20 protein-coding genes, 1 tRNA gene and 1 pseudogene are annotated in these 19239 nt (G+C 68.2%); 6 read left to right on the top strand and 16 right to left on the bottom strand.

The window, feature by feature from the left end; translation table 11 throughout:
* The first annotated feature begins 3 nt into the window (after positions 1 to 3).
* Positions 4 to 1020 (top strand): TauD/TfdA family dioxygenase, encoded by a 1017-nt coding sequence (locus tag AB0N90_RS14000; protein ID WP_365196091.1) that lies wholly within the window; start codon positions 4 to 6, stop codon positions 1018 to 1020.
* Between the two features lie 327 nt (positions 1021 to 1347).
* Here the strand turns inward: AB0N90_RS14000 and AB0N90_RS13995 are convergent.
* Positions 1348 to 1421: transfer RNA gene (locus tag AB0N90_RS13995), tRNA-Gly, on the bottom strand.
* A gap of 547 nt (positions 1422 to 1968) precedes the next feature.
* On the opposite strand from AB0N90_RS13995, the gene dcd reads away from it, so the two are divergent.
* The 3 genes and pseudogenes from dcd (at position 1969) to AB0N90_RS13980 (ending at position 3493) form a co-directional block, all read left to right on the top strand.
* Complete coding sequence (gene dcd / locus AB0N90_RS13990; protein ID WP_085565772.1) at positions 1969 to 2544, top strand: dCTP deaminase; 576 nt, start codon at positions 1969 to 1971, stop codon at positions 2542 to 2544.
* Between the two features lie 13 nt (positions 2545 to 2557).
* Positions 2558 to 2782 (top strand): annotated as a pseudogene (locus tag AB0N90_RS13985) (phosphoribosyltransferase family protein); the annotation flags it as partial.
* A gap of 213 nt (positions 2783 to 2995) precedes the next feature.
* Positions 2996 to 3493 (top strand): phosphoribosyltransferase, encoded by a 498-nt coding sequence (locus AB0N90_RS13980; RefSeq protein WP_365196088.1) that lies wholly within the window; start codon positions 2996 to 2998, stop codon positions 3491 to 3493.
* 65 nt (positions 3494 to 3558) lie between these two features.
* On the opposite strand, the gene AB0N90_RS13975 is transcribed toward AB0N90_RS13980, so the two are convergent.
* From AB0N90_RS13975 to AB0N90_RS13950, 6 genes are all read right to left on the bottom strand, one after another.
* Positions 3559 to 4002 (bottom strand): hypothetical protein, encoded by a 444-nt coding sequence (locus tag AB0N90_RS13975; RefSeq protein ID WP_365196086.1) that lies wholly within the window; start codon positions 4000 to 4002, stop codon positions 3559 to 3561.
* Positions 4003 to 4011: 9 nt separating this feature from the next.
* Positions 4012 to 4815, bottom strand: coding sequence for an aminoglycoside phosphotransferase (locus AB0N90_RS13970; protein WP_365196726.1), 804 nt, complete (start codon positions 4813 to 4815; stop codon positions 4012 to 4014).
* Between the two features lie 88 nt (positions 4816 to 4903).
* On the bottom strand, positions 4904 to 5071 hold the full coding sequence (locus AB0N90_RS13965) for a hypothetical protein (protein ID WP_365196084.1): 168 nt from the start codon (positions 5069 to 5071) through the stop codon (positions 4904 to 4906).
* 13 nt (positions 5072 to 5084) lie between these two features.
* Entirely contained in the window at positions 5085 to 6212 is a 1128-nt protein-coding gene (locus AB0N90_RS13960; RefSeq protein WP_365196081.1) for a radical SAM protein, read from the bottom strand.
* A gap of 826 nt (positions 6213 to 7038) precedes the next feature.
* Positions 7039 to 7242, bottom strand: coding sequence for a DUF397 domain-containing protein (locus AB0N90_RS13955; RefSeq protein WP_365196079.1), 204 nt, complete (start codon positions 7240 to 7242; stop codon positions 7039 to 7041).
* An 11-nt stretch (positions 7243 to 7253) separates the two neighbouring features.
* Positions 7254 to 8108 (bottom strand): helix-turn-helix transcriptional regulator, encoded by an 855-nt coding sequence (locus AB0N90_RS13950; RefSeq protein WP_365196076.1) that lies wholly within the window; start codon positions 8106 to 8108, stop codon positions 7254 to 7256.
* 185 nt (positions 8109 to 8293) lie between these two features.
* On the opposite strand from AB0N90_RS13950, the gene AB0N90_RS13945 reads away from it, so the two are divergent.
* Together AB0N90_RS13945 and AB0N90_RS13940 are read left to right on the top strand one after the other, a co-directional pair.
* Positions 8294 to 8800 carry an ATP-binding protein gene (locus AB0N90_RS13945; protein WP_365196074.1) on the top strand — a complete coding sequence of 169 codons (507 nt, stop codon included), beginning with the start codon at positions 8294 to 8296 and terminating at the stop codon, positions 8798 to 8800.
* Entirely contained in the window at positions 8797 to 8994 is a 198-nt protein-coding gene (locus AB0N90_RS13940) for a hypothetical protein (protein ID WP_365196072.1), read from the top strand. The genes AB0N90_RS13945 and AB0N90_RS13940 overlap by 4 nt, the downstream gene beginning before the upstream one ends.
* A 462-nt stretch (positions 8995 to 9456) precedes the next feature.
* Here AB0N90_RS13940 and AB0N90_RS13935 read toward each other — a convergent pair whose 3' ends face one another.
* From AB0N90_RS13935 to AB0N90_RS13895, 9 genes are all read right to left on the bottom strand, one after another.
* Complete coding sequence (locus AB0N90_RS13935; protein WP_365196069.1) at positions 9457 to 9795, bottom strand: hypothetical protein; 339 nt, start codon at positions 9793 to 9795, stop codon at positions 9457 to 9459.
* Positions 9792 to 10055: a hypothetical protein gene (locus AB0N90_RS13930; RefSeq protein ID WP_365196067.1), complete on the bottom strand. Its 264-nt coding sequence runs from the start codon at positions 10053 to 10055 to the stop codon at positions 9792 to 9794. Before AB0N90_RS13930 ends, AB0N90_RS13935 begins: the two co-directional genes overlap by 4 nt.
* 67 nt (positions 10056 to 10122) lie before the next feature.
* A complete protein-coding gene (locus tag AB0N90_RS13925; protein WP_365196065.1) occupies positions 10123 to 11004 on the bottom strand; it encodes a peptidoglycan-binding protein in 882 nt (293 codons plus the stop codon).
* Between the two features lie 65 nt (positions 11005 to 11069).
* Positions 11070 to 12653: a phage tail protein gene (locus AB0N90_RS13920; RefSeq protein ID WP_365196063.1), complete on the bottom strand. Its 1584-nt coding sequence runs from the start codon at positions 12651 to 12653 to the stop codon at positions 11070 to 11072.
* Positions 12654 to 12668: 15 nt separating this feature from the next.
* Positions 12669 to 13661, bottom strand: a complete 993-nt coding sequence (locus tag AB0N90_RS13915; protein WP_365196061.1) for a hypothetical protein — start codon at positions 13659 to 13661, stop codon at positions 12669 to 12671.
* Positions 13661 to 14758, bottom strand: coding sequence for a hypothetical protein (locus AB0N90_RS13910; protein WP_365196723.1), 1098 nt, complete (start codon positions 14756 to 14758; stop codon positions 13661 to 13663). The genes AB0N90_RS13915 and AB0N90_RS13910 overlap by 1 nt, the downstream gene beginning before the upstream one ends.
* Positions 14759 to 14773: 15 nt before the next feature.
* Positions 14774 to 15778, bottom strand: coding sequence for a hypothetical protein (locus AB0N90_RS13905; RefSeq protein WP_365196059.1), 1005 nt, complete (start codon positions 15776 to 15778; stop codon positions 14774 to 14776).
* A 14-nt stretch (positions 15779 to 15792) separates the two neighbouring features.
* Positions 15793 to 16713, bottom strand: a complete 921-nt coding sequence (locus AB0N90_RS13900) for a hypothetical protein (protein ID WP_365196057.1) — start codon at positions 16711 to 16713, stop codon at positions 15793 to 15795.
* Positions 16714 to 16717: 4 nt separating this feature from the next.
* Entirely contained in the window at positions 16718 to 19138 is a 2421-nt protein-coding gene (locus tag AB0N90_RS13895; RefSeq protein WP_365196054.1) for a phage tail tape measure protein, read from the bottom strand.
* Positions 19139 to 19239: the final 101 nt, after the last annotated feature.

Genomic DNA, 19239 nt, shown 5'->3' with positions numbered 1-19239 from the left:
CTTTTGCCCCCGCATTCCCACCACTTCATACGCACCGAACCGGTCACCGGACCTGGAGTCTGGCAGGCGAGCGACTTCACCGATTCGAGCTCCTGGACGGAGGTCCTCGACGAGCGGGAAATCGCCGAACTGGAAAGCGCCTTGGATACCGCGAAGGAGCGCGGCGAGCCGCTCGCGAAACTCTCCGTGGACGACTTTCCCCTGCCCACTCTCGGCAGGCGGCTCGAAGCGATCGTGGACGAACTGGAGTTCGGCCGCGGATTCAGTGTGCTGCGCGGTCTTCCGGTCGACAGGTGGTCGGTGGAGGATGCCAAGGTGATCTACTGGGGCATCGGGCTCCACCTCGGCGTACCGGTGTCACAGAACGCGGCCGGCGATCTGATGGCCCATGTCAAGGACCACGCGGAGGGCGACCTCGACGACCCGGACACCGTGACCCGCGCCTACCGCACCCGTTCCGCGCTGCCTTTCCACACCGACAGCGCCGACATCGTGGGCCTGCTGTGCCTGCGCAACGCGGGACACGGCGGGGTCAGCACGCTGGCCAGCTCCATGACGATCTACAACTACCTGCTCGCCCACCATCGTGAGCTCCTCGGCATCTACTACCGCGGCTTCGTCTACGACCGACGGGCCGAAGAGGCGACCGACGAGGTGCCGTACTACCGCAACGCCGTGTACGGCTACTTCAACGACCAGCTCAGCTGCCGCTTCTACATGGTGCAGTACATCGAGTCGGCCACCGCGCGGTCCGGGATTCCGCTCAGTGACATCGAGCGGTACGCCCTCCGGATCTTCCAGGAGATCGGTGCCATGGACGAGCACCAGATCACGATGAAGCTCCAGCCGGGCGACATCCAGTTGCTGAACAACAACCTTGTGGTGCACGGCCGTACGGCGTTCGAGGACCAGCCGGGCCGCCGCCGTGATCTGTTGCGCCTGTGGCTCAACACCCGCAAGGCGCGCGAGTACCCGGACGACTTCGCGGCATTCCGCTTCGGCATGCCGAAGACGCACTGACGTGAATGAGCCTCCTGATACAGGACGGGGGCGGCCCTGCGCGCCCTCGCCCTGTATCGGACCCCGGCCACGGCGAGGCGGGGCCAGGTGCTGTATTCCGCGTAAGAAAGTGCCATGGCGGAGAGGACCGGTTCCACTGGGCCATCTCCGATGGGATCCCGTTCACGGCGGAGAATTCCTTCTGGCCCTCGCCCGTGAAGGCTTGTGCGGCTGCCTCGCCGGAACCGGCGGGCAAATTGACCACGGACGCCCCCGCGGAGGGCGCGCCCGCTCCGCATTGGTCTAGACAACAAACAAACCCCAGGCCCTCGGCCTGGGGTTTCTCTCTGGAGCGGGTGACGAGAATCGAACTCGCGCTCTCAGCTTGGGAAGCTGATGTTCTACCATTAAACTACACCCGCGTAAGTACGGACAAAGTCCCGAGAACGGTCCCTGTCCGACGCTCGCTCACTGTACCTCATCGCAGGCTCCCGGTGCTCAGGGCCCGGGGGCCTGAGTGGGTTTCAGGGTGGGGATGCGGCTGCGGGGGGCGGGAGTTGGGGCGTACGGTGGGGGCGCCGGGAGAGGGTCCGGGTGGGGCCGGAGTGCCGCCTGGAGAGTCGTCTCTTTGATCCCGTAATGTGGCTTTTGTCGTCGGGTTGGTCAGCCCGGCGAGGCTCTTGGGGAAGGGACTTAAGGGACTTGATGGAACGCACCGTCGTCCGCTGTGCCGATGGGCACGTCTTCAGCACCGCTTCGTTCCCGATGCAGCAGGCCGAGCGGCTCGGCCCCGGTCGGCTCATGCGGTGCCCTCGATGCGCGCGGCTGCGCAGCGTCGTGCCGGTCGCCCTCCAGAAGCAGGGGTAGGCGGCGAAGTCAGTACGCACGCGGGGTAGCCGCGTCGTCACCACCGGCGCGCGGAGTCGTCACGATTGTCATGGCTCCGCGCGCCTTGCGTATCCTCGCTACGTGCTTCTCTCAGACAAGGACATCCGGGCCGAGATCGACGCCGGGCGAGTACGGATCGATCCCTTTGACGAATCCATGGTTCAGCCGTCGAGCGTCGATGTTCGGCTGGACCGCTACTTCCGGGTGTTCGAGAACCACCGGTACCCGCACATCGACCCCTCCGTCGAGCAGACCGATCTGACGCGGCTGGTGGAGCCGGACGGCGACGAGCCGTTCATCCTGCACCCCGGCGAGTTCGTGCTCGCGTCGACGTACGAGGTCATCTCGCTGCCCGACGACCTCGCCTCGCGCCTTGAGGGCAAGAGCTCGCTCGGCCGGCTCGGTCTGGTCACCCACTCCACCGCCGGGTTCATCGACCCGGGCTTCAGCGGTCACGTCACCCTTGAGCTGTCGAACCTCGCCACCTTGCCGATCAAGCTCTGGCCGGGGATGAAGATCGGCCAGCTGTGCCTGTTCCGGCTGTCCTCGCCCGCGGAGTTCCCGTACGGCAGTGAGCGCTACGGCTCGCGGTACCAGGGCCAGCGCGGGCCGACCGCCTCGCGGTCCTATGTCAATTTCCATCGGACCCAGGTGTGAGGGCATCCAGAACATGAGTGACGTGCGGGAGAACCTGACCTACGACGCGTTCGGCGGCGCCATCCGCGAGCTGGCCCAGACCATCGCGGACGACGGGTACGAGCCGGACATCGTGCTCAGCATCGCCCGGGGCGGTGTCTTCGTGGCCGGCGGCCTCGCCTACGCCCTCGACTGCAAGAACATCCACCTGGTGAACGTCGAGTTCTACACCGGCGTGGGCACGACCCTGGTAGTCCCGCGCAAGAGGCGGTATAGCCATCACCGGCACTCGCTCGGGATGACGTTGGTGGTGCCGAGTAAATCACACTGTGAGGCGCGTCGCCCTCGGTCTCGTGCAATCACTCGTTCGGGGGTTCGGTGCCATGCGGCGGCACCCGTCCGGGGCGGCGCCCACGGGCGTTCCTGCGGCCGTATCTGACTCCCACCGACTGAGACCTGCGAGGGGCACCCCATGAGCGATGTACGCGAGAACCTGACGTACGAGAAGTTCGGCACTGCGGTGCGCGAGCTCGCCCAGACCGTCGCTGACGACGGATACGAGCCCGACATTATCCTGAGCATCGCGCGCGGCGGCGTTTTCGTGGCCGGCGGTCTCGCGTATGCACTCGACTGCAAGAATATTAATCTCGTAAATGTCGAATTTTACACGGGAGTCGGCCAGACTCTCGAAATGCCGGTTATGTTGGCCCCGGTGCCGAACATAATTGATTTCTCGAATAAGAAAGTCCTGATTGCGGACGACGTCGCCGACACTGGCAAGACGCTCAAGCTAGTGCACGACTTTTGCCTCGATGCGGTAGCCGAGGTTCGGTCGGCAGTGATTTACGAGAAGTCGCACAGCCTTGTTAAGTGCGAGTACGTGTGGAAGCGCACGGATGAGTGGATTAACTTTCCGTGGTCAGTTGAACCGCCCGTCGTGCGGCGCGACGGACAGGTGCTCGACGCCTGAGACGCAGATGCGCCCGTCGGCCCACGGGTTCGTAGGGCTGGCGGGCGCCGTCTGCCGGGGCGGTTCTACTGCTTACGCAGGACCTCGGCGACCTCGGGAATCTGCTGTTTCGGGAAATGCAGCAGGGCGGAGTCGGCGAGCCCGTCCGGTTCGAGAGGGACGTTCATCCGCCATGAGCCGGGGCGCCATGGGTGGCGGACTCGTTCGCCGAATTGCGGGGTCTCGGCGAGCATGGCCACGAAACGCATCGCATCCGGGATCGGGAGTTTTAGCAGCGCCCATCCGCGGTGATACTCGATGAACGGATCTCCCCCGTACCCGAGAGGGCTCGTGCGCTTGTCTCGGACGCCGGCGGTGGCCTCGCCTACATCTTGGCAGCAGGTGCTCGTCGCGTATCCGAGACGCCAGAGATCACGAACGATCGGCGACATTTCCTCGTCGATCTGTACGCGCTCGCCGGCGGGGGTGGTGAGTATCTCGTACGGGTGAATGGTCGGGTCGGTCGGCATCGTGCCCCCTTATGAGGCTTGGCGGTAGGTGAGCCACTGCTGCGCGGCATCGGCGAGCGACTGTTTCCAGGCGGTCTCAGGGTTGTCTGCGGCGATGCCGGCCCATAGCCGGTGCTGCGCGGCGGCGAACACGTCCAGGGCGTGCGGCGCCGCGGTGGACCATGCCGGGGTCTTGGCGGCCCAGAGCTCGGCGTTCTTTGGGGTGTGTCCGGCGGAGATGAGCCAGATCACCCAACAGGCGGCGTCGATCCATGCGGCGCCGCGGGTCGGCCATGCCCAATCGACCACGCGGGCGGCGTTGTCAACGATCAGGACATTGTCGGGGGTCCAGTCGGTGTGTAGCACCGTGTCGCCGCGCAGCAGCTCGGCGTCGTCGGGACGGTCGACGTAGTCCGCGAGTCGCTGCTCGATCTGTTTCAGCTCCACCTCGGCCGGCGCATGTACCCGGGAAAGCACGATGATCGCCTCGGCGACGAGAGGCAGGTCGTCGCTCCCCGGGCGGTAGTCGGCCGGTCGTCCGTCGAGGTGTTCGAACCCGAGCAGGTTCCACTCGCCATCGTTGAGTGTCCACAGAAGACGCGGCGCCAGGGGGGCAACGTAGGCGTTGATGCTTGCCTCGCGCTGCTGCGTCCACACTCGGGGGTGGTCGCAGCGCAGCCCCTTGACGAAGACGCGCCCCGCGCGGGTGTCGAGCGTGGCGGCGATCTCACTGTTCATTCCCTTGGCGGCGGTTTCCGCTGCGTACACGGGCCCGGTGCGGGCAGCGACTGCGTCGCGGGTGGTGGTCGGTAGGTCGGTCCATTGCATTCTCATGGTCACCACGGCGGGAGTGTAAGGCGCCGAAGAGGCGAGGCCGCCCGCGCGCGGCGGGCGACCTCATTGCCTCGGTGCGTGGTTCGGTTTAGTACGGGTTGTCGTTGCCGCAGCCGCGCATCACCTCGTTGCCGGCGAGGGTGTCGAGGTCGTCGACGAGCTCCACCTCGTCGACGGCCTCGGGCCGGCTGTTGATCTGCACGGGGATGGACTTGGTCGCGATAGCGACGGGCGCAGTTGCTACGGGCGGTGCCATGGTGATCTCCTTTTCAGGCGTGCTGGCAGTACCGGTCCAGGGACGAACCGGCCTTGCGGTACAAGGTCACGAGCGGCATGCAGGTGGTGCACGTCTTCTGGAGGGCGCATCCACTGCACCCGCTGTGACGCTGTAGCGCTCGGTCGGAGATGTCCCCGAGCCGGGCGAGACCCGCGACCCCCTCTTTCAGGAGTGGAATCGGATGGTCGCGGGAGACTTTGCAGACGGTCGCCATGCCGAAGGGGCTCACGTTCAAGGACGTGTGGCCGGCGTCGCATCCGGTGAAGGGCGTTCGGTTGTGCAGGTACTCGGGCGCCTGCTGTGCGAGCGGGTCGTCGTCGCCGGCGAACGTAGGCGACATGTGCCGGTACTCACGGACGCGCGGCGCGAACTCCTCGGCGAGGGCACGCATTGCGCTGGCCTCGTGAGCGTTCTTGCGCGTGATAACGACGCTCAGAGAGAGGGGCAACCCGATCTCGCGTGCGGTGTGCAGCCCGCGCATGAACGCCCGGAACGCGCCGCGGCGGTTGGTGAAGGCGTCGAACGTACCTTCCGTGGCCCCGTAGACGCTCATGGTGATGCGGTAAGGGCGACGCGTCGTTAAGAGATTGCGCATGCCCGGACGGTGCAGTGTCGAGCCGTTCGTGAGGATCTCCACCATCATCCCGAGGTCGTAGGCGAGCGCGTACGTCTCGGGGAAATGGGGGTCGATGGTGCACTCGCCGCCCCCGAGCTCGATCCAGAGAACGCCAGCGTCTCTCAGGGTGTGCAGCAGCCGCTCGCGCGGTTCCCAGGCGAGGCCCTCGTGCTTCTTGTCGCCGTAGACACAGTGGTCGCAGCCCCAGTTGCACCCGTTGTTCACCTCATACGAGGCGCGTCCGTGACCGTAGGGCGAGGGAGCCCGTATCAGCACGGCCTCGTCGGTCGCCCGGTCGTCGAGGTTGAGTCCCCAGCGGCGGCGGGCGGCGCTGCGCAGCCACTCGGGCAACGGGGCACCCGCGGCAGCGGCTTGGGACAATTCCAAGTAGTGGTGCCCCTTGATCTTGATGCCGCTCGCGCTCCCCGGGCGTAGCACGAGATGCTCGTTCAGAAACGGGCTGGCGATCAGGTCATGCGTGGCGCGCGAGGTGTCCGTGAGCATTGGCCCCCCAAGTGAGCGTGAGCTGAGTCAGGGTGTGCAGGGCAAAGCGATCGGGTGTTTCGTGATGAGCGTGGTACTCAAGCGCTCAATTCCGGTAGGGAAGGACGTAGCGATGCGCTGTCCTCAGAACTGGCAACAATGTGAAGCAAGTTGACAGGGCGAATATGCCATTCGAGGCGGTCACCCGATGTCGTGATCAGTGAAAGGCTGCACGGTTCGCCACGGTCGAGGGCCGCGACAGCCTGTACGCACCCGTTGTTGGTCCAGTTGAGTGCGCGAGCAATCTCGCAGGGGTTGAGACCTGCCATGTGGAAGGTGCGTACCTGAATCCGCATTGCGCGAATAGCTTCCCGGGCACTCTTGTACGTGCGCAGCGCCCGCGGGTTGGCCAGGGCGCCCGGAAGGGGCGGGAAGGTCAGGCACTCGAACCGGTAGCCGGTATGTGCGGCGGCGGAAGACGGTCGGCACTTTCGGTACAAGGTTTCACTATGGGCGCTGTGCAGGGAACGCAGGGCGCACATGTGGACCCTCCCGTAAGAGTTCCATGGTTTTCCCCTGCCGCCCCTGTCGGGGGATGCTCGGCAGAGGGGAAACCCCGGGTCCTCCCTGCTGATCCAGCAGAGGCAGGGAGGGGTGTCGCCGCAACGCGCCCGGTCTTGCCGTAGATTCGGCCTCGCTGCGACGACGGAGTGCGACCGTAGCGTCACGCGGTGAGGGACTGCAAGTGTGTACCGGTACAAGGATGCAGACTGGCATATGCAAAAAACCCCCGCCCAGGTCAGGCGGGGGGAACACTTGCAGCGCGCGGGGGCGCTTGGTGGGGCGGCTAGTTGACGAAGTGGTCGAACTCGCCGTTCTTCACGCCGGCGATGAAGGCGGCCATCTTCTCGCGGCTGGTCTTGATCGTGCTGCCGGGCTCGTCACTCTCGCGCATCATGATCTCACCCTCATGCAGTGCGACCTCGACGCAGTTCTCTCCTCCGCCCCCCGAGAAAGAAGACTTCTGCCAGTTGATCGGGTCGGTGCTCATGACCTTGTTTCTCACATTTCTCGTGCGATGTGGTGGATAAGCTGCCGCGACTCTGCTTCGTCCATAGAGGCGCGTTCGGCGATGTTGATAAGGGCGCTGTACTTCTTCAGCTCTGCCTCTGCGTCCAGGAATCTCCCGCCGAACGCCGCGTCGATCTGCACCGTGTCGAGTTGCGGCACGATCCCGGATGCGTACATGACGGGCTGGGTTACCTCGATGAACTTCTCGTTCGTGAAGGGGATCACGCGGACGCTCACAGATGGCATATGTGACACCTCGATGAGGTATTCGAGCTGTTCGCGGGCGACTTTCCTCCCGCCGAACCGCATCCGCAGGGCGGCCTCGTGCAGGATCGCCTCGTACGGCGGCGGCGACGGGCGGTCGAAGATGCCCCGGCGCTTGAGCCGGTGCTCGACGCGGGCCTCGATCTCGTCCGGCGGAAGGGGCGGGATCACTCCTTCGAAGAGGGCGCGCGAGTAGTTCTCGGTCTGGAACGGCCCGGGCATTGTCGTGGACTGCATCGACCGGAGGGCGGTTGCGTGCATCTCCAGTTCGGCGATGTCCAGCCACCCGGGAGCGAGGATTCCTCGGTAGTCGTCGAACCAGTGCGTTCCCCTGCGCTCTGCGGCTATGGCGCATAGGGCAGCGATCAGAGGTTCGTCGTCACATTGGTAGAACGTGGCCAACCTTCGGATGCGCTCTTCGCTGATCCCGAGGCGACCGGCCTCGATGTTGCTGATCCTGGCCGCATCGGTCGAGAGTAGGCCGCCGGCGTCGCGTGCAGTCTTGCCGGCGCGTTCACGCAGCTTCCGCAGCTCAGCGCCCAAGCGGATCTGTCGGGCGGTCGGATTATCCCTCGGCGGCATGTGTCCCTTCCCTCGTCACCCATGAGTTTGCCGGTAACGGCGTCATGGGTCCACTCGCTAGGCGATCATGGGTACAGGGTTGTACCGGTACAGCCTTTTACCCTATGGTCCTGGCAGCACCGCGTAGCACGCCAGGAAGAACCGAAGTGCAGCCATCTGCGCGCCCGTTGAGGGTGCCCCGGGGGATGGCCACCGCCACGGATGGCAGCGCAGCCGGAGCTCACGTCACGTTGGGAGACATCGACATGAGCAGGTCAGCACCACCACTCAGAAACTCGGCGGTCCGATTCGTAGTGCCGAACTCGGCCCTCGCCCCCAAGATCATGCGGGACCTTGTTGCGACGTTGCTTGTCGCAACCGGGCGCCCGAAGCTCGTTGACGCCGCGCGGGTCTGCGTCAGCGAGGTAGTCACGAACGTACGCCTTCACACACGCACGACTCTGGTGTACCTCGACATCGCTGTGTGCCCGGGACGGGTCTCGGTCACCGTCTGGGATGACGAGTGGAGCAAACGGCCGTCGGCAACGGCCGTGTACGACTTCCACAGCGACGAGGAGAGAGGGCGCGGCCTCCTGCTCGTGCAACTGCTGTCCGCCGGCTGGGGCGTTACGTGGCCGGCGGACGGTGATCAGTCCCGTAAACGGGTCTGGTTCGTCCTCGACGAACCGGCGGCCGAGGCGGTCGCCGCATGACGAACGAGACCAACCCCGATGAGGAACCCGTCTACGTGGGGCGCGCGTACGGGCCGGTGGTGCGACTGCACTTCCGCAAGGCGGGCGGGTTCGAGGAACTGTCCGAGGAACGCGCCCGACGCCTCGTGTTCGATCTCGCCGATGCCCTCGGCCTGGAAATCAATCGACCGCGCGCTGCGCGGGGAGGTGGGTGAACGATGGAAGGTACGGAACGGGCCGCCCTTGGATTCGTGATCATCTGCGTCTGTGTGGTCCTGCTTGCTCTGCTCATCGTCTGGGCGTTGATCCCGGGGCCGCACCGCGCCGAAACCGCCCTTCCCTCCGATAAAGAGGGGTTCTCGTACCGCTGTTACTGCTGGCGTGACCCGGTGACGGTGACGATCCGCACCGAGCAGGGCTCGCAGGCACGGCGCCGACACGCGCGCGACGAACGACGCGCGCCCTTACGCCACCGCATCCGCCTCTTGTCGTCTCCCAACGTGGGGGCGGAGTGCGGACCGGGGGGAACTCCCGAATCGGTGGCCGCGTAGGCGTCCGGTCCGGTGAACCCCAGAGGGGGCCCTCGATGATTCCTCGTCGAGGGCCCCCTCGTGTTGCAACGCAAAGAGCGCCCCCTGCTTCCGGCACAAGGCCGGGAGCAGGGGGCGCAGTGCGGTCTACGAGTCGTCGCTGATGATCTGCCGGGTGCGTTCGTCGACGCGGTCGACGGCGTCGCGCAGGCTGCTGCCGCTGTTGGGGTGCAGCTCGTGCTCGACACGGGCGAGGCGGTCCTCGATGGCGCCGAGCCGGCTCATGACGCCGGGGCGGCCGGGCACGCCGGGGCGTGGTTCGGTGCCCTGCCAGTCGTCGACGAAGTCCTCGACCTTTCCGCCGATCCGGCGGAACGAGCGGGTCGCGCGCCAGACGAGGGCCAGAGCGCCGGAGATTGCGACGACGGCGCCGGACCAGAGCACAAGGGCGTCGATCGGGTCGACGCCGGTCGTCGCTGTGGTCACTCGGTGGTGTCGTCCTTCCGGTACAGGGCGAGCAGCTTGGTGGGGCTGTTCGGCTCGGCTCGCAGCCACGCGGGCAGCAGGTTCTCGACGACGGGGAGCGCCATCACGCGCGTGAGTCCGCCGGCGACGGCGAGGGCGACACCTACGCCGGCGGCGGTCTGCGGGATGCCTGCGGCGTCGATGATCAGGGGGAGCCCGGCGGCGAGGCCGAGCACGGTCTGTACAACGGTGCGGATCGTGCGGCGGGCGGCGTCGGTCATAGGGCGGTACCTCTTTCTACAGGGTGGGGCAGGGGTGCGCCTGCTCGCGGGCGGGCGCGGGGGTGGGTCAGGTGGTCTTGGGGACCTTCAGTGCGTCCCAGGACTTTCGGCCGGGCCATCCGTCGGCGTCCTTGCCGGTGTAGCCCTGCTTGCGCTGCCACTTGGCGTAGGAGGTGATGTCGGCCGCGGTGAACTGCGGGCTCGGGCCGGACTTGTAGGCCGAGCAGCCTTCGGCGACCAGCCGCGTACCCATGGCCGTGACGATGGGGTCTCGCGGGTACCGCTTGAAGAAGTCGACGCCCGGGAACGGCTCGAACTTCGGCGGCGGGGTCTTGCCCGGCTTGGTGGCGAGGCGCCGGACGATGCGCGAGCGCATCGTCGTCATGGAGAAGCCGCGCGGGTCCGACTTCCAGTCGGACCACTCCTTGTGGCCGATGACGCTTTCCGCGCTCCAGCCGTACGCCCGGCAGATGGCGGCCGAGACGCGCTCGATTGCGTCGAGCTGGGCGTCGGGCCACGGGTCGGCGCCGTTGCCCAAGTTGATGCACTCGAAGCCGTAGAAGCGCGCGTTACCGTCGACGGCGCCGGCGCTGCCCTCGTGGGCGTTGGTCGAGGGCAACGACCGCTCACTGATGACGGCGTTGAGCACCTGGCCGTCGCCGCCGCCGGCGTGGTTGGCGCGGCCCGCGGAGATCAGGTAGACGGTGCCGTCCTTGGCGATCACGCCGTGGCACAGGGGACCGGGGAGGTCGGCGTATCCGTCGTAGCACAGGCGCACGGACGCGTCGGTGCCGCTGCTCACGGTGTGGTGGATCATGACGCCGTTGATCGGGTCCCACGCGCCGTGGCCGGCGCGGTTGTGGGTCCGCCATGATCCGTACTCGACGCACTTCACGCCCTCGGCGCGTAGAGCGGCGAGCAGGGCGGAGGCGGTCAGGGGAGTTGCCATAGGTGGGGCTCCAGACATGAAAAAACGCCCGCGGCGACTGCCGGGGCGTACGGATGGGGTGGTGGTCAGGCTGCGAGTGCCACGATCGGGATGTCGTGGTCGGCGAGCGCTGTCGCGGCCGTCGGGCTGACCGTGGTGGGCAGCGTGGACTGCGCGGCGATGTACCAGGCGCGCGGAAAGAAACTCGTGGGCATGGCGAAGTTGGCCGTGGCGACGGGGGCCTCGTTCTGCACGTGGAAGAACGAGAAGTCGCTCGCGCCGCCCACGGTCATCAGCCATGCCACCCAGTACCGGCCGGGCGTGAGGGTGGTCGACGTGAAGCTGAGCGGCACGGCTCCGATGTGGTTGGTGGTCATGGCGGGGAGCGTTCCGGGTTCCTGGCCGGCCATGGTGAGCGCGACCGCGGAGGATGCGACGACGCGCGTCCCGTCCTCGCGATAGATACCAGCCATGTACCTATTCGCGGTCACGCCTCCGTATCCGCGGGCGAAAAGAACGGCCTTGGTTACGGTCGTGGGTTCCGTGATGTTGATGCCGGTCAAGTAGAGCCGCTGTGGCGCGAGGTACTTCGCAACCGGGTTGGCCACGCCCCCCGGGTCGAGCGACCAGGCGGCGAATCCGAGGGCCTGCGGGGTCCATGAGTTCTTGGCGACCGCGGTCGGTAGCTGCGCGGTGGGGAGTCGCGTCGAGCCGTCGAGGCTCGCGACACCGTTCGCCGCGCCGAGGGCCGCGGCGGCGAGCGCGCCGACGTCGCCGGCGGCGAGCGTGACGGCGCCGGTCTTCCCGGCCACGGATCGCACGGGGATGTCGGACGGCTGGACGTACCGCGCGTCGGCGGCGCCCTGGTCGAGCGCGCCGACGTCCGACGCGGTGAGCACGACGGCGCCCGTCTTGCCGTTGACCGAGGCGACGGCACCCCCGCCCGAGCTCGTCGGGAGCTGCGCGGCGGGCACCTTCCCGTCGGCGTCGAGGGTGGCGACGCCGTTCGCCGCGCCGGCCGCGGTGGCGGCGAGCGCGCCGACGTCCGCAGGCGTGAGGGTGATCGAGGCGGCGCTCTTGCCGTTGACGGACTGGACGAGGCCCGGGGCGCCGGGCGCCCCGGGGGCGCCGTCCTTCCCGTCTTTGCCGGGCACTCCCTGTATGCCCTGCGCGCCGGTCGAGCCGGTTGCGCCGCGGGGGCCGACGAGGCTCGCGAGCCAGTCGGCGGGGGTGCCGCTGAATCCGCCGGCGACGGCGACCTCGTACGCGCTCGCGCCGGCGGGGCCGCGCGGTCCCTCGGGGCCGACAACGGGGATGTAGTTGGGCTTGCTCGGGTCGGTGGGTGCGATGTCGGCGAGGTCGACGAGCGGCTGCTCGGCCGGTAGCAGGACGTTGTACGAGCGGCCGGTCGGGATGCCGACGAGCTGCTCGGCGACCGCGTACGACCAACCCGCCGGGTCCATGCCCGGGGCGTCCGTTGCCGGCAGGGTCGCGCTGATCTGTCCCTGCGCGTCGAGCTGCGCGACGACGGGGCCGCCGAGGATGACGTCGGCGTCGGGAAAGGTGATCTGCGTCGGTGCGCGGAAGGTGACGGTTCCGGACAGGGGCCGGCCGTCGGGGGAGAGGAAGCGGCCGGTGATGGTCACGGTGGGGATGGACTCGGGCAGCACGTGCTCGGTGTCTCCTTACTCGTCGAGGGGGCGCAGGCCCGGCTCGGGCGTCGGCGCCGGCGGCGCGGTCTGCTCGGCTTCGGTGAACGGGGCCGGCGCGGGGAACGGCGGGGGGACGTGCGGCGGGGCGATGCCCTCGCCGGGGCCGGCCACGTCAGCGGCGGCGCGCAGCGTGCGCGCGGCGGCGAGCGCCGAGGGCGGCGGGGCGGGAATCTCCGAGGCCCCGTACGTGCGGCGGGTGTATCCGCCGAGGCAGTTGCACAGCGCGCCGCCGCTGCCGGACTTCTGGCGGGCCTGGATGCGCACGAACACGGCTTGCTCGAACTCGGCCCGGTCTAGTGGCCACGTGAACCACGTCGTCTTGTAGACCGGAGAGGATGCGGACGCCGCGGCGCTGACGGTGTCGGTGCCGACGTTCGTCCAGTTCGCTTCGCTGCCGAGCCGGTACTGCACCTGTACCTCGGCCGTGGCGCCCGGGGCGGCGGCGAACTCCAACTGAACGACGGCGACGGGGTTGTGCGCCTGGATGGTGGCGAACCAGCAGTTTTGAAAGGTGCTGGTCGTGATGGTCTCGCCGCCCGGGGGCAGCTTCTGAAACGGCATGGGCAGTGCGGGCGAGCCGACGCCGCGGCCCGAGGTGGTGTCGTCGCTCACGACGATGTGGCCGGAGCGGTCCCAGATGCCGACTGCCTGCGTGAGGGCGCCGCCGGCGGACGTGGTCGGACTGGCTCGGATGGTGAAGGCGGTCGTTCCGTCCTCGCGCTGCATCATGAGCCCCTGCTGCGGGGAGCCGTCGGGGTGATTCCAGAACGGGCCGAGTTGCCCGACGCCGAACAGGCCGGTCCCGTCGGGTGCGAGGACTTCAAGCGAGCCGCCCTCGGCGATGGTCACCCGACCGTGGTTGATGCGGTTCAGGGCCGGCCGGATCTGCGCGCGGCCGGCGAGCTCGCGCACCTGCCGTTCGAGCGCGCGCACGCGGTCGAGCAGGTCCTGCGGTACAGCAGCCACTAGGCGGCCTCCAAGTACAGGCGGGCAGTCTCCGACCGGCCGCGCTCGGGTGGGGATATGGCCAGACCGACCGCGCGATAGCGGGCGTTGAGGGTCTCGGGGTGCCACAGGTCGCGGATGCGCAGGCGCACGGTCGCGCCGAGCAGCGCCGGCGAGATGGGCGTGCGGGTCATGTCGACGGTGATCTCGGGGATCACCGTTCCGGCGCGGGCGGCGGCGAGGTCTGCCGCGGCGTGGGCGTCGAGGGTGGGCTGCTGGTTGACGGTCGAGTAGTCGCTGCTGCCGTCGAGGCGCGGCCATCCGTCCTCGATGTCCTGCTCGGCGAGCTGTAGCGCGCTCATCATGGGGACGCTGTCAGCTGCTTGGTTCGAGTTGTCGCTCGCGCCGCGGGACTGCCATGCGTTGGCGCGCACGGTCGCGTCGACGGGCCACGTGTACGAGAGGATCGGCCCGGGGTGGTCGAGGACGATCTCGCTGTGCCCGGTCCGGATCTGCGGGGAGCCGAGTTGCAGCCGCTTGATACGGCGCCCGTTGGTGTCGCGGTACGAGGCGATCCGCCACTCGAACCCGCCCTCTACGGCGCCGAGTTGATCGATCAGGTCGCGCACGCCGGGCAGGTCGTAGCGGCTGTACACGCGGTCGCGCAGCACGCCCGAAACGGCGGTGTCGTACTCGATGCCGATGTCGCCGCCGCGGGTGTTCTGTACGTAGTCGATCAGCCCTCGGGCGATATCGAACTGATCGGTCCCCGCGGCGGTGAGCGTGTCGTACAGCAGCCGGTGCGACAGGTACGTATCCCACGTGCCGGCCTGCACCTGTACGCCGAGGAACCCTCGGGAGTCCGAGACACGCGAGGCAGTCCACAGCACGCCGCCCCACCAGATTTCGCGCCCGCGTTCAAGCCATACCGCGGTGCGCCCCGGGACGATCGCAGCACGGGCGCGAGCGGCGATCGACGCGTTCGGTACCGGGATGGTGCCGGACATGGCGCCGGCCTTGCCGATGTAGTCGTCGAGGCTGAGCTGCTGTATGGGCAGCGCGTCGAGGACCTGGTCGGACCGCAGGTCGCACAGCAGCAGCCGGTACGGGGGAGAGATCACCTACACCCCCCGTCAGTCGGTGGCGTAGGTGACGCCGTCGAGGCTGATCCACGAGGGCAGGTCAAACCCCTCGTAAATACGCAGCAGGCCCGACGAGGTGATCTCGACTCGGGTCACGGCCGGCCCCTTGCTGCTCTGATCTCGCGGCGCCGCCCAAGCGAATTCCTTGCCCCCGGCGGGCCGTATCGCCTGCGGGAGCGTGGCGAGGGTGACGGCGTTGGCGATCGTGGTGTTCGCCTTGGTCGGGCCGAGGCGCCCGCGCAGCAGCACGAGCGAGCCGAGCTTGCGCCACCCTGGGGTAGTGCCGTGCCCGGGGTTGGCGTAGCCGCTCGCGAGAGTGAGCGCCGTCCAACCGCTATCGGGCGGGTACTGCTCCCATCGGGCCGTACCGGCGTTCCAGCGCTGCAACACGCCGTCGACATCACGGTATTGCCCGTCATAGGTGCCGTTGAACGAGCTTCCCCACCCGCGCGGGATGATCCCGCCGTACGAGCTCGTGAAGCGCCGGCGGTCGGCGAGCGCACTCGGCCAGTTGATACCGCCCGTACCGGCCGAGGCGCCGGCGGGAACGGTGATGGACCACAATCGCAGGGACGCCGAGGGCAGAGTCGGCTCGACGGGCGACGGTGCCGGCGTACCGACGAGCAGCTCGGCCGAGACGGTCGTCTGCCCCTGCGCGTTCGGGTCGAACAGCCCGTCGCGCACGCGCAAGATGACGCTGTCGACGCGGGGGTTCTGCGGGTCGCCGTCGGTGACGGTGAGCGTTTCGGGAACGGTCACGGCGACGGGATAGGCGCCCTGCACGGTGGTGCCCTGCACCAGGGCGCGGCCGACGCCGAGCTGTACCTGCATGGGGCCGGCGCCGCTCGCCATGAGCGGGGCGCCGCCGGCGATCACGCCGTCGCGGGTGGTCAGCTCGCCCTCGGGCGCCATGGTGCCGAGAGGGGCGAGGCGGGTGTCGGTGCGGGTCTGCCCGTTCGGGGGTCCGGTGAGCAGCCACGCGGCGCGCACGGTCAAGTCGGCGCCCCTCCTTACCAGTAGGCCGAGCGCCACCGGACGGTGACGGACGCGGCGGGGTCGGAAGATCCGGGCGCAGCCCGGTACGCCAGATCCGCAGTTCCGGGCCAGAGCACGAAACTTTGCTCGGGCACGCTGCGGGCGGTGGCGGTGTAGAGGCGGGACGTCGTCGCGTTGAGCGTCACCGTGCCCTCGCCGGTGTCGACGGTGAGCACGTCGCCCTCGGCGAGGTCGATGTCGTATTCGAGGACGTCGCCGCTTGTGACGTTCGTCAGGCTCGGCATGGAGACCGGACCGCGGACCTCGACGAGGGGGTGCGCGGGTGCATTGCCCTCGTTGTGGGCGGTCAGGGTGCCGGTACTGCCGGGGGGCCCGAAGTCGAGGCCGGTCTCGTTGTGGAAGTCGAGGCCGGCGTCGGGACCATCCTCGGTGCTGTTCCAGTCGAGGCCCGGCTCGGCGATGGGAAGGGACGCCCGCGCACTGCGTTCGAGCAGCTCATACCGGCGCGGGTCGGTGGCGGTGAACTGGAGGGCGGCGCCGGTGATAGTGCCGACCCGGTACCCGAGCTCGACGGGTACGGCGCGGTTGGTCACGCGCACCCATGCGAGCAGCGGTCCGCGCTCGTCGATCTGGACGACGAGGGGCTGCTCGCCGTCCATGACGCCCGTGGCCGTGCCGAGCTGCTGCACGACGCCGCCGATTTCGTCCGGGCGGGCACGAATCACGATGCCGTCAACCGTGATGACGCGCGGCTGCGCGAGCAGCCGGCCGAGTATCGCGCCGTGCCCGTCCGCCCGGTTGACGCTGCCCGAGTCGAGGGCGGGAAGGTCCTCCCACCCGGACAGGGAACGCCACCGGTAGGGGGTGCCGCGCCCGAGCAGCAGCTCGCCGAGCTGCACGTGCCCGGGCGCGGTGACGCGGTCGCCCATCGCCACGGCGTCACCCCCTTGCCTTCATGCGCCACTGCAAGGCGGCGGCGTTCTCTTCGGGGGTTTGGTCGCCGCCGTACCAGTGCTCGGTGTGCACGGACGGGCCGGCGCCGGCGGCCGAGCCGAACGGGCCGGCCGCGCCGTATCCGCCGGTGGCGGGGAGTGCGCCGGCGGTGGGCAGGCTCGGGGCGGGCACGAGCGTGCGCATGGTGCGCACGACGGCGCCCTGCCCTGCCCGGATGCCCTTGACGACGCCGGCCGGAATCCAGCGGCCAATGTCGCGTGCCATAACGCGACTTGGGCTGTGAATGCCCAACGCCTTCGCGATCGGTCCCGGAATGAGATCCTTCGCCCACGAGATCAGCGTCGAGCGCAGCCAACTGCCCATGGACTTGATGCCGTTCCACAAGCCGCGGACAACGTCGGTTCCCTTGTCGTACAGGAGCCGTCCGAGATTCCCGACCGCGGAAGCGATCCGGCCCGGGAGCCCGCGCACCCAACTGACGAGCTCGGTCGCCTTACGAACCGAGCCGTCTTTGATGGACTGCCAATGCTTGATAATCAGGCCGGGCAAAGTCCAGTTCAGGAAGAAGCTGATCAGCTTCTGCGGGAGTCCCTTGACCCAATCGACGATGGCGTTCCAGACGCGTACCGTTCCGGATCGGATGGAATCCCAGTGCTTGATTATGAGGCCAACCAAGGTGAAGTTGAGAAAAAACTCAACGAGCTTGTTCTCAACCCACTTGATCTTTTCCCAAATCCAGTTCCAGACGGCGAGCGTCGCGTTCTTGATCGTGTCCCAGTTGGCGACGATCAACGCGACGAGGCCGATTACCGCAGCGATGATCAGCGCCACGGGGCCTATGGCGATCAGCCACGCCGCGGCCATACGCGCCGCCTGTAGCAGCGACTGCGTGCCCATCAGGACCCACGCGCCGACCACGCGCAGCGCGGTTCCGGCCGCGGCGGCGCCCTGCGCGATCCAGCCGGCGACGATCAGAGCGTTCGTGGCGACGAACCTCGCCGCTGCGGTGACGCCGGCCGCGCCTTGGGTGATCCAGCCGGCGACAACCTGCCCCGTAGTGATGGTGGCGCGGGTGCCGAGCTGGATCAGCGCGGGCAGCATGACCAGCGTGATAAGGCCGGCGACCACGCTAAAGGCCGTGCCGTGCTGCTCGACGAAACCGGCGGCCGTCGCAATGCCTGCGCCGAAGTCGACGAGGTACCCGCCCGCTGTGGTGAGGGCGGGCAGGACCTGATTCCCGAGGACCTCGACGAACCCCTGTTGCAGGGAACGCGTGAACTGCGTGACCTTGGTCGAGGCGTTGTCGCGCATCGTGTCGCCGGCGCGCTTGGCGGCGCCGTCGACCTTGCCGAGCGAGGCAACAGCCTTGCTCGGGTCAATCGCCATGAGGGCCTTGGACAGGTCCTCGCTCTGCGTGCCGAGCAGTTGCTGCGAGAGGCGAAACCGCTCGGTCGGGTCCTTTACCGCGCGCAGCCGGTCGGTAATGGTGTCGAGTGCAGCCTGCGCTTTCGGTCCACCCGAGGCGAACGCGCTTGCCATCTCATCGGCATTCAGGCCAAGAGCCTTCAACCCGTCGGCGGCTGAGCCGTCCTTGACACGGATATTCAGCTCTTTCATTGCGTCCGCGACGATGTCCGCATCGCGGGCGCCGGCCTGCAAGCCTTGGTGCATGATGCCCAAGGCTTCCTTGCCGTTTATGCCGAGGTCTCGGAACTGAGTTCCGTACTCGTTGTAGGTGTCGAGTAGGTCCTCGGCTTTGTTGATTCCGAGCTGTGTTCCGCGGGTGAGAATGTCGAATGCCTCGTCGGCATTCTTGGCCATTCCCGTTTTGAGCATCTGGCCGACCGCGACGCTTGTCGGGCCGACTTCCTCGCCCATGATCTGTGCGACCTGCGAAAGGCGCCCGCCGACCTTTTCGAGCTCTTTCTGCGTGGCGTCCGCGGGTACGAGACCCTGCTGCCAAAGGGACTTGAGGGCCTCGTTCGCGTCGGCGACCGAGTCTGTGTACCCCTGGCTGTAGAGGGAGCCGGCGGCCTTGCCGAGGCGCTTCGCCTGCGCGGGGTCGGCGCCGAGCTGCGCGGCAAGCAGCGAGTTGTCTTTCTGCTGCTGCATCGCCTCGCCGACGCCGGCGAGGACCGCGGCGCCGACGCTCGCGCCGACCGCGGCCCACCCGAACGCGCCGAGCTTGTCGCGCAGCCGCCCGCCGGCTTCCTGCGCGCCGTCCTCGGCGCCGTCGGCGACTCCTTCGCCGAGCCGTTGTCCGGCGGCGTCGCCGGCGCGGGCGGCCTCGGCGGTGATGCTCTCGGCCGCGGCGACGACGCGCTGCTCGGCCCGGGTGAGGCCGGAGGCGGCGGGGGCGTCGTCGACGTCGATCGTCGCGAGCAACTCGGCAACGGTGAGCGCCACCGGATCACCTCCTATCGGGGGTCATCCGGCGTGGTCGCCGGTCGTTCAGCCGGCGGGCAGGCCGGTGATTGCTGCGATCTCCGCGGGGTCGTCGACCTCGC

Source organism: Streptomyces sp. NPDC093018, from assembly GCF_040684035.1.
GTDB lineage: Bacteria > Actinomycetota > Actinomycetes > Streptomycetales > Streptomycetaceae > Streptomyces > Streptomyces murinus.
This window is presented reverse-complemented; position numbering and strand designations above follow the sequence as displayed.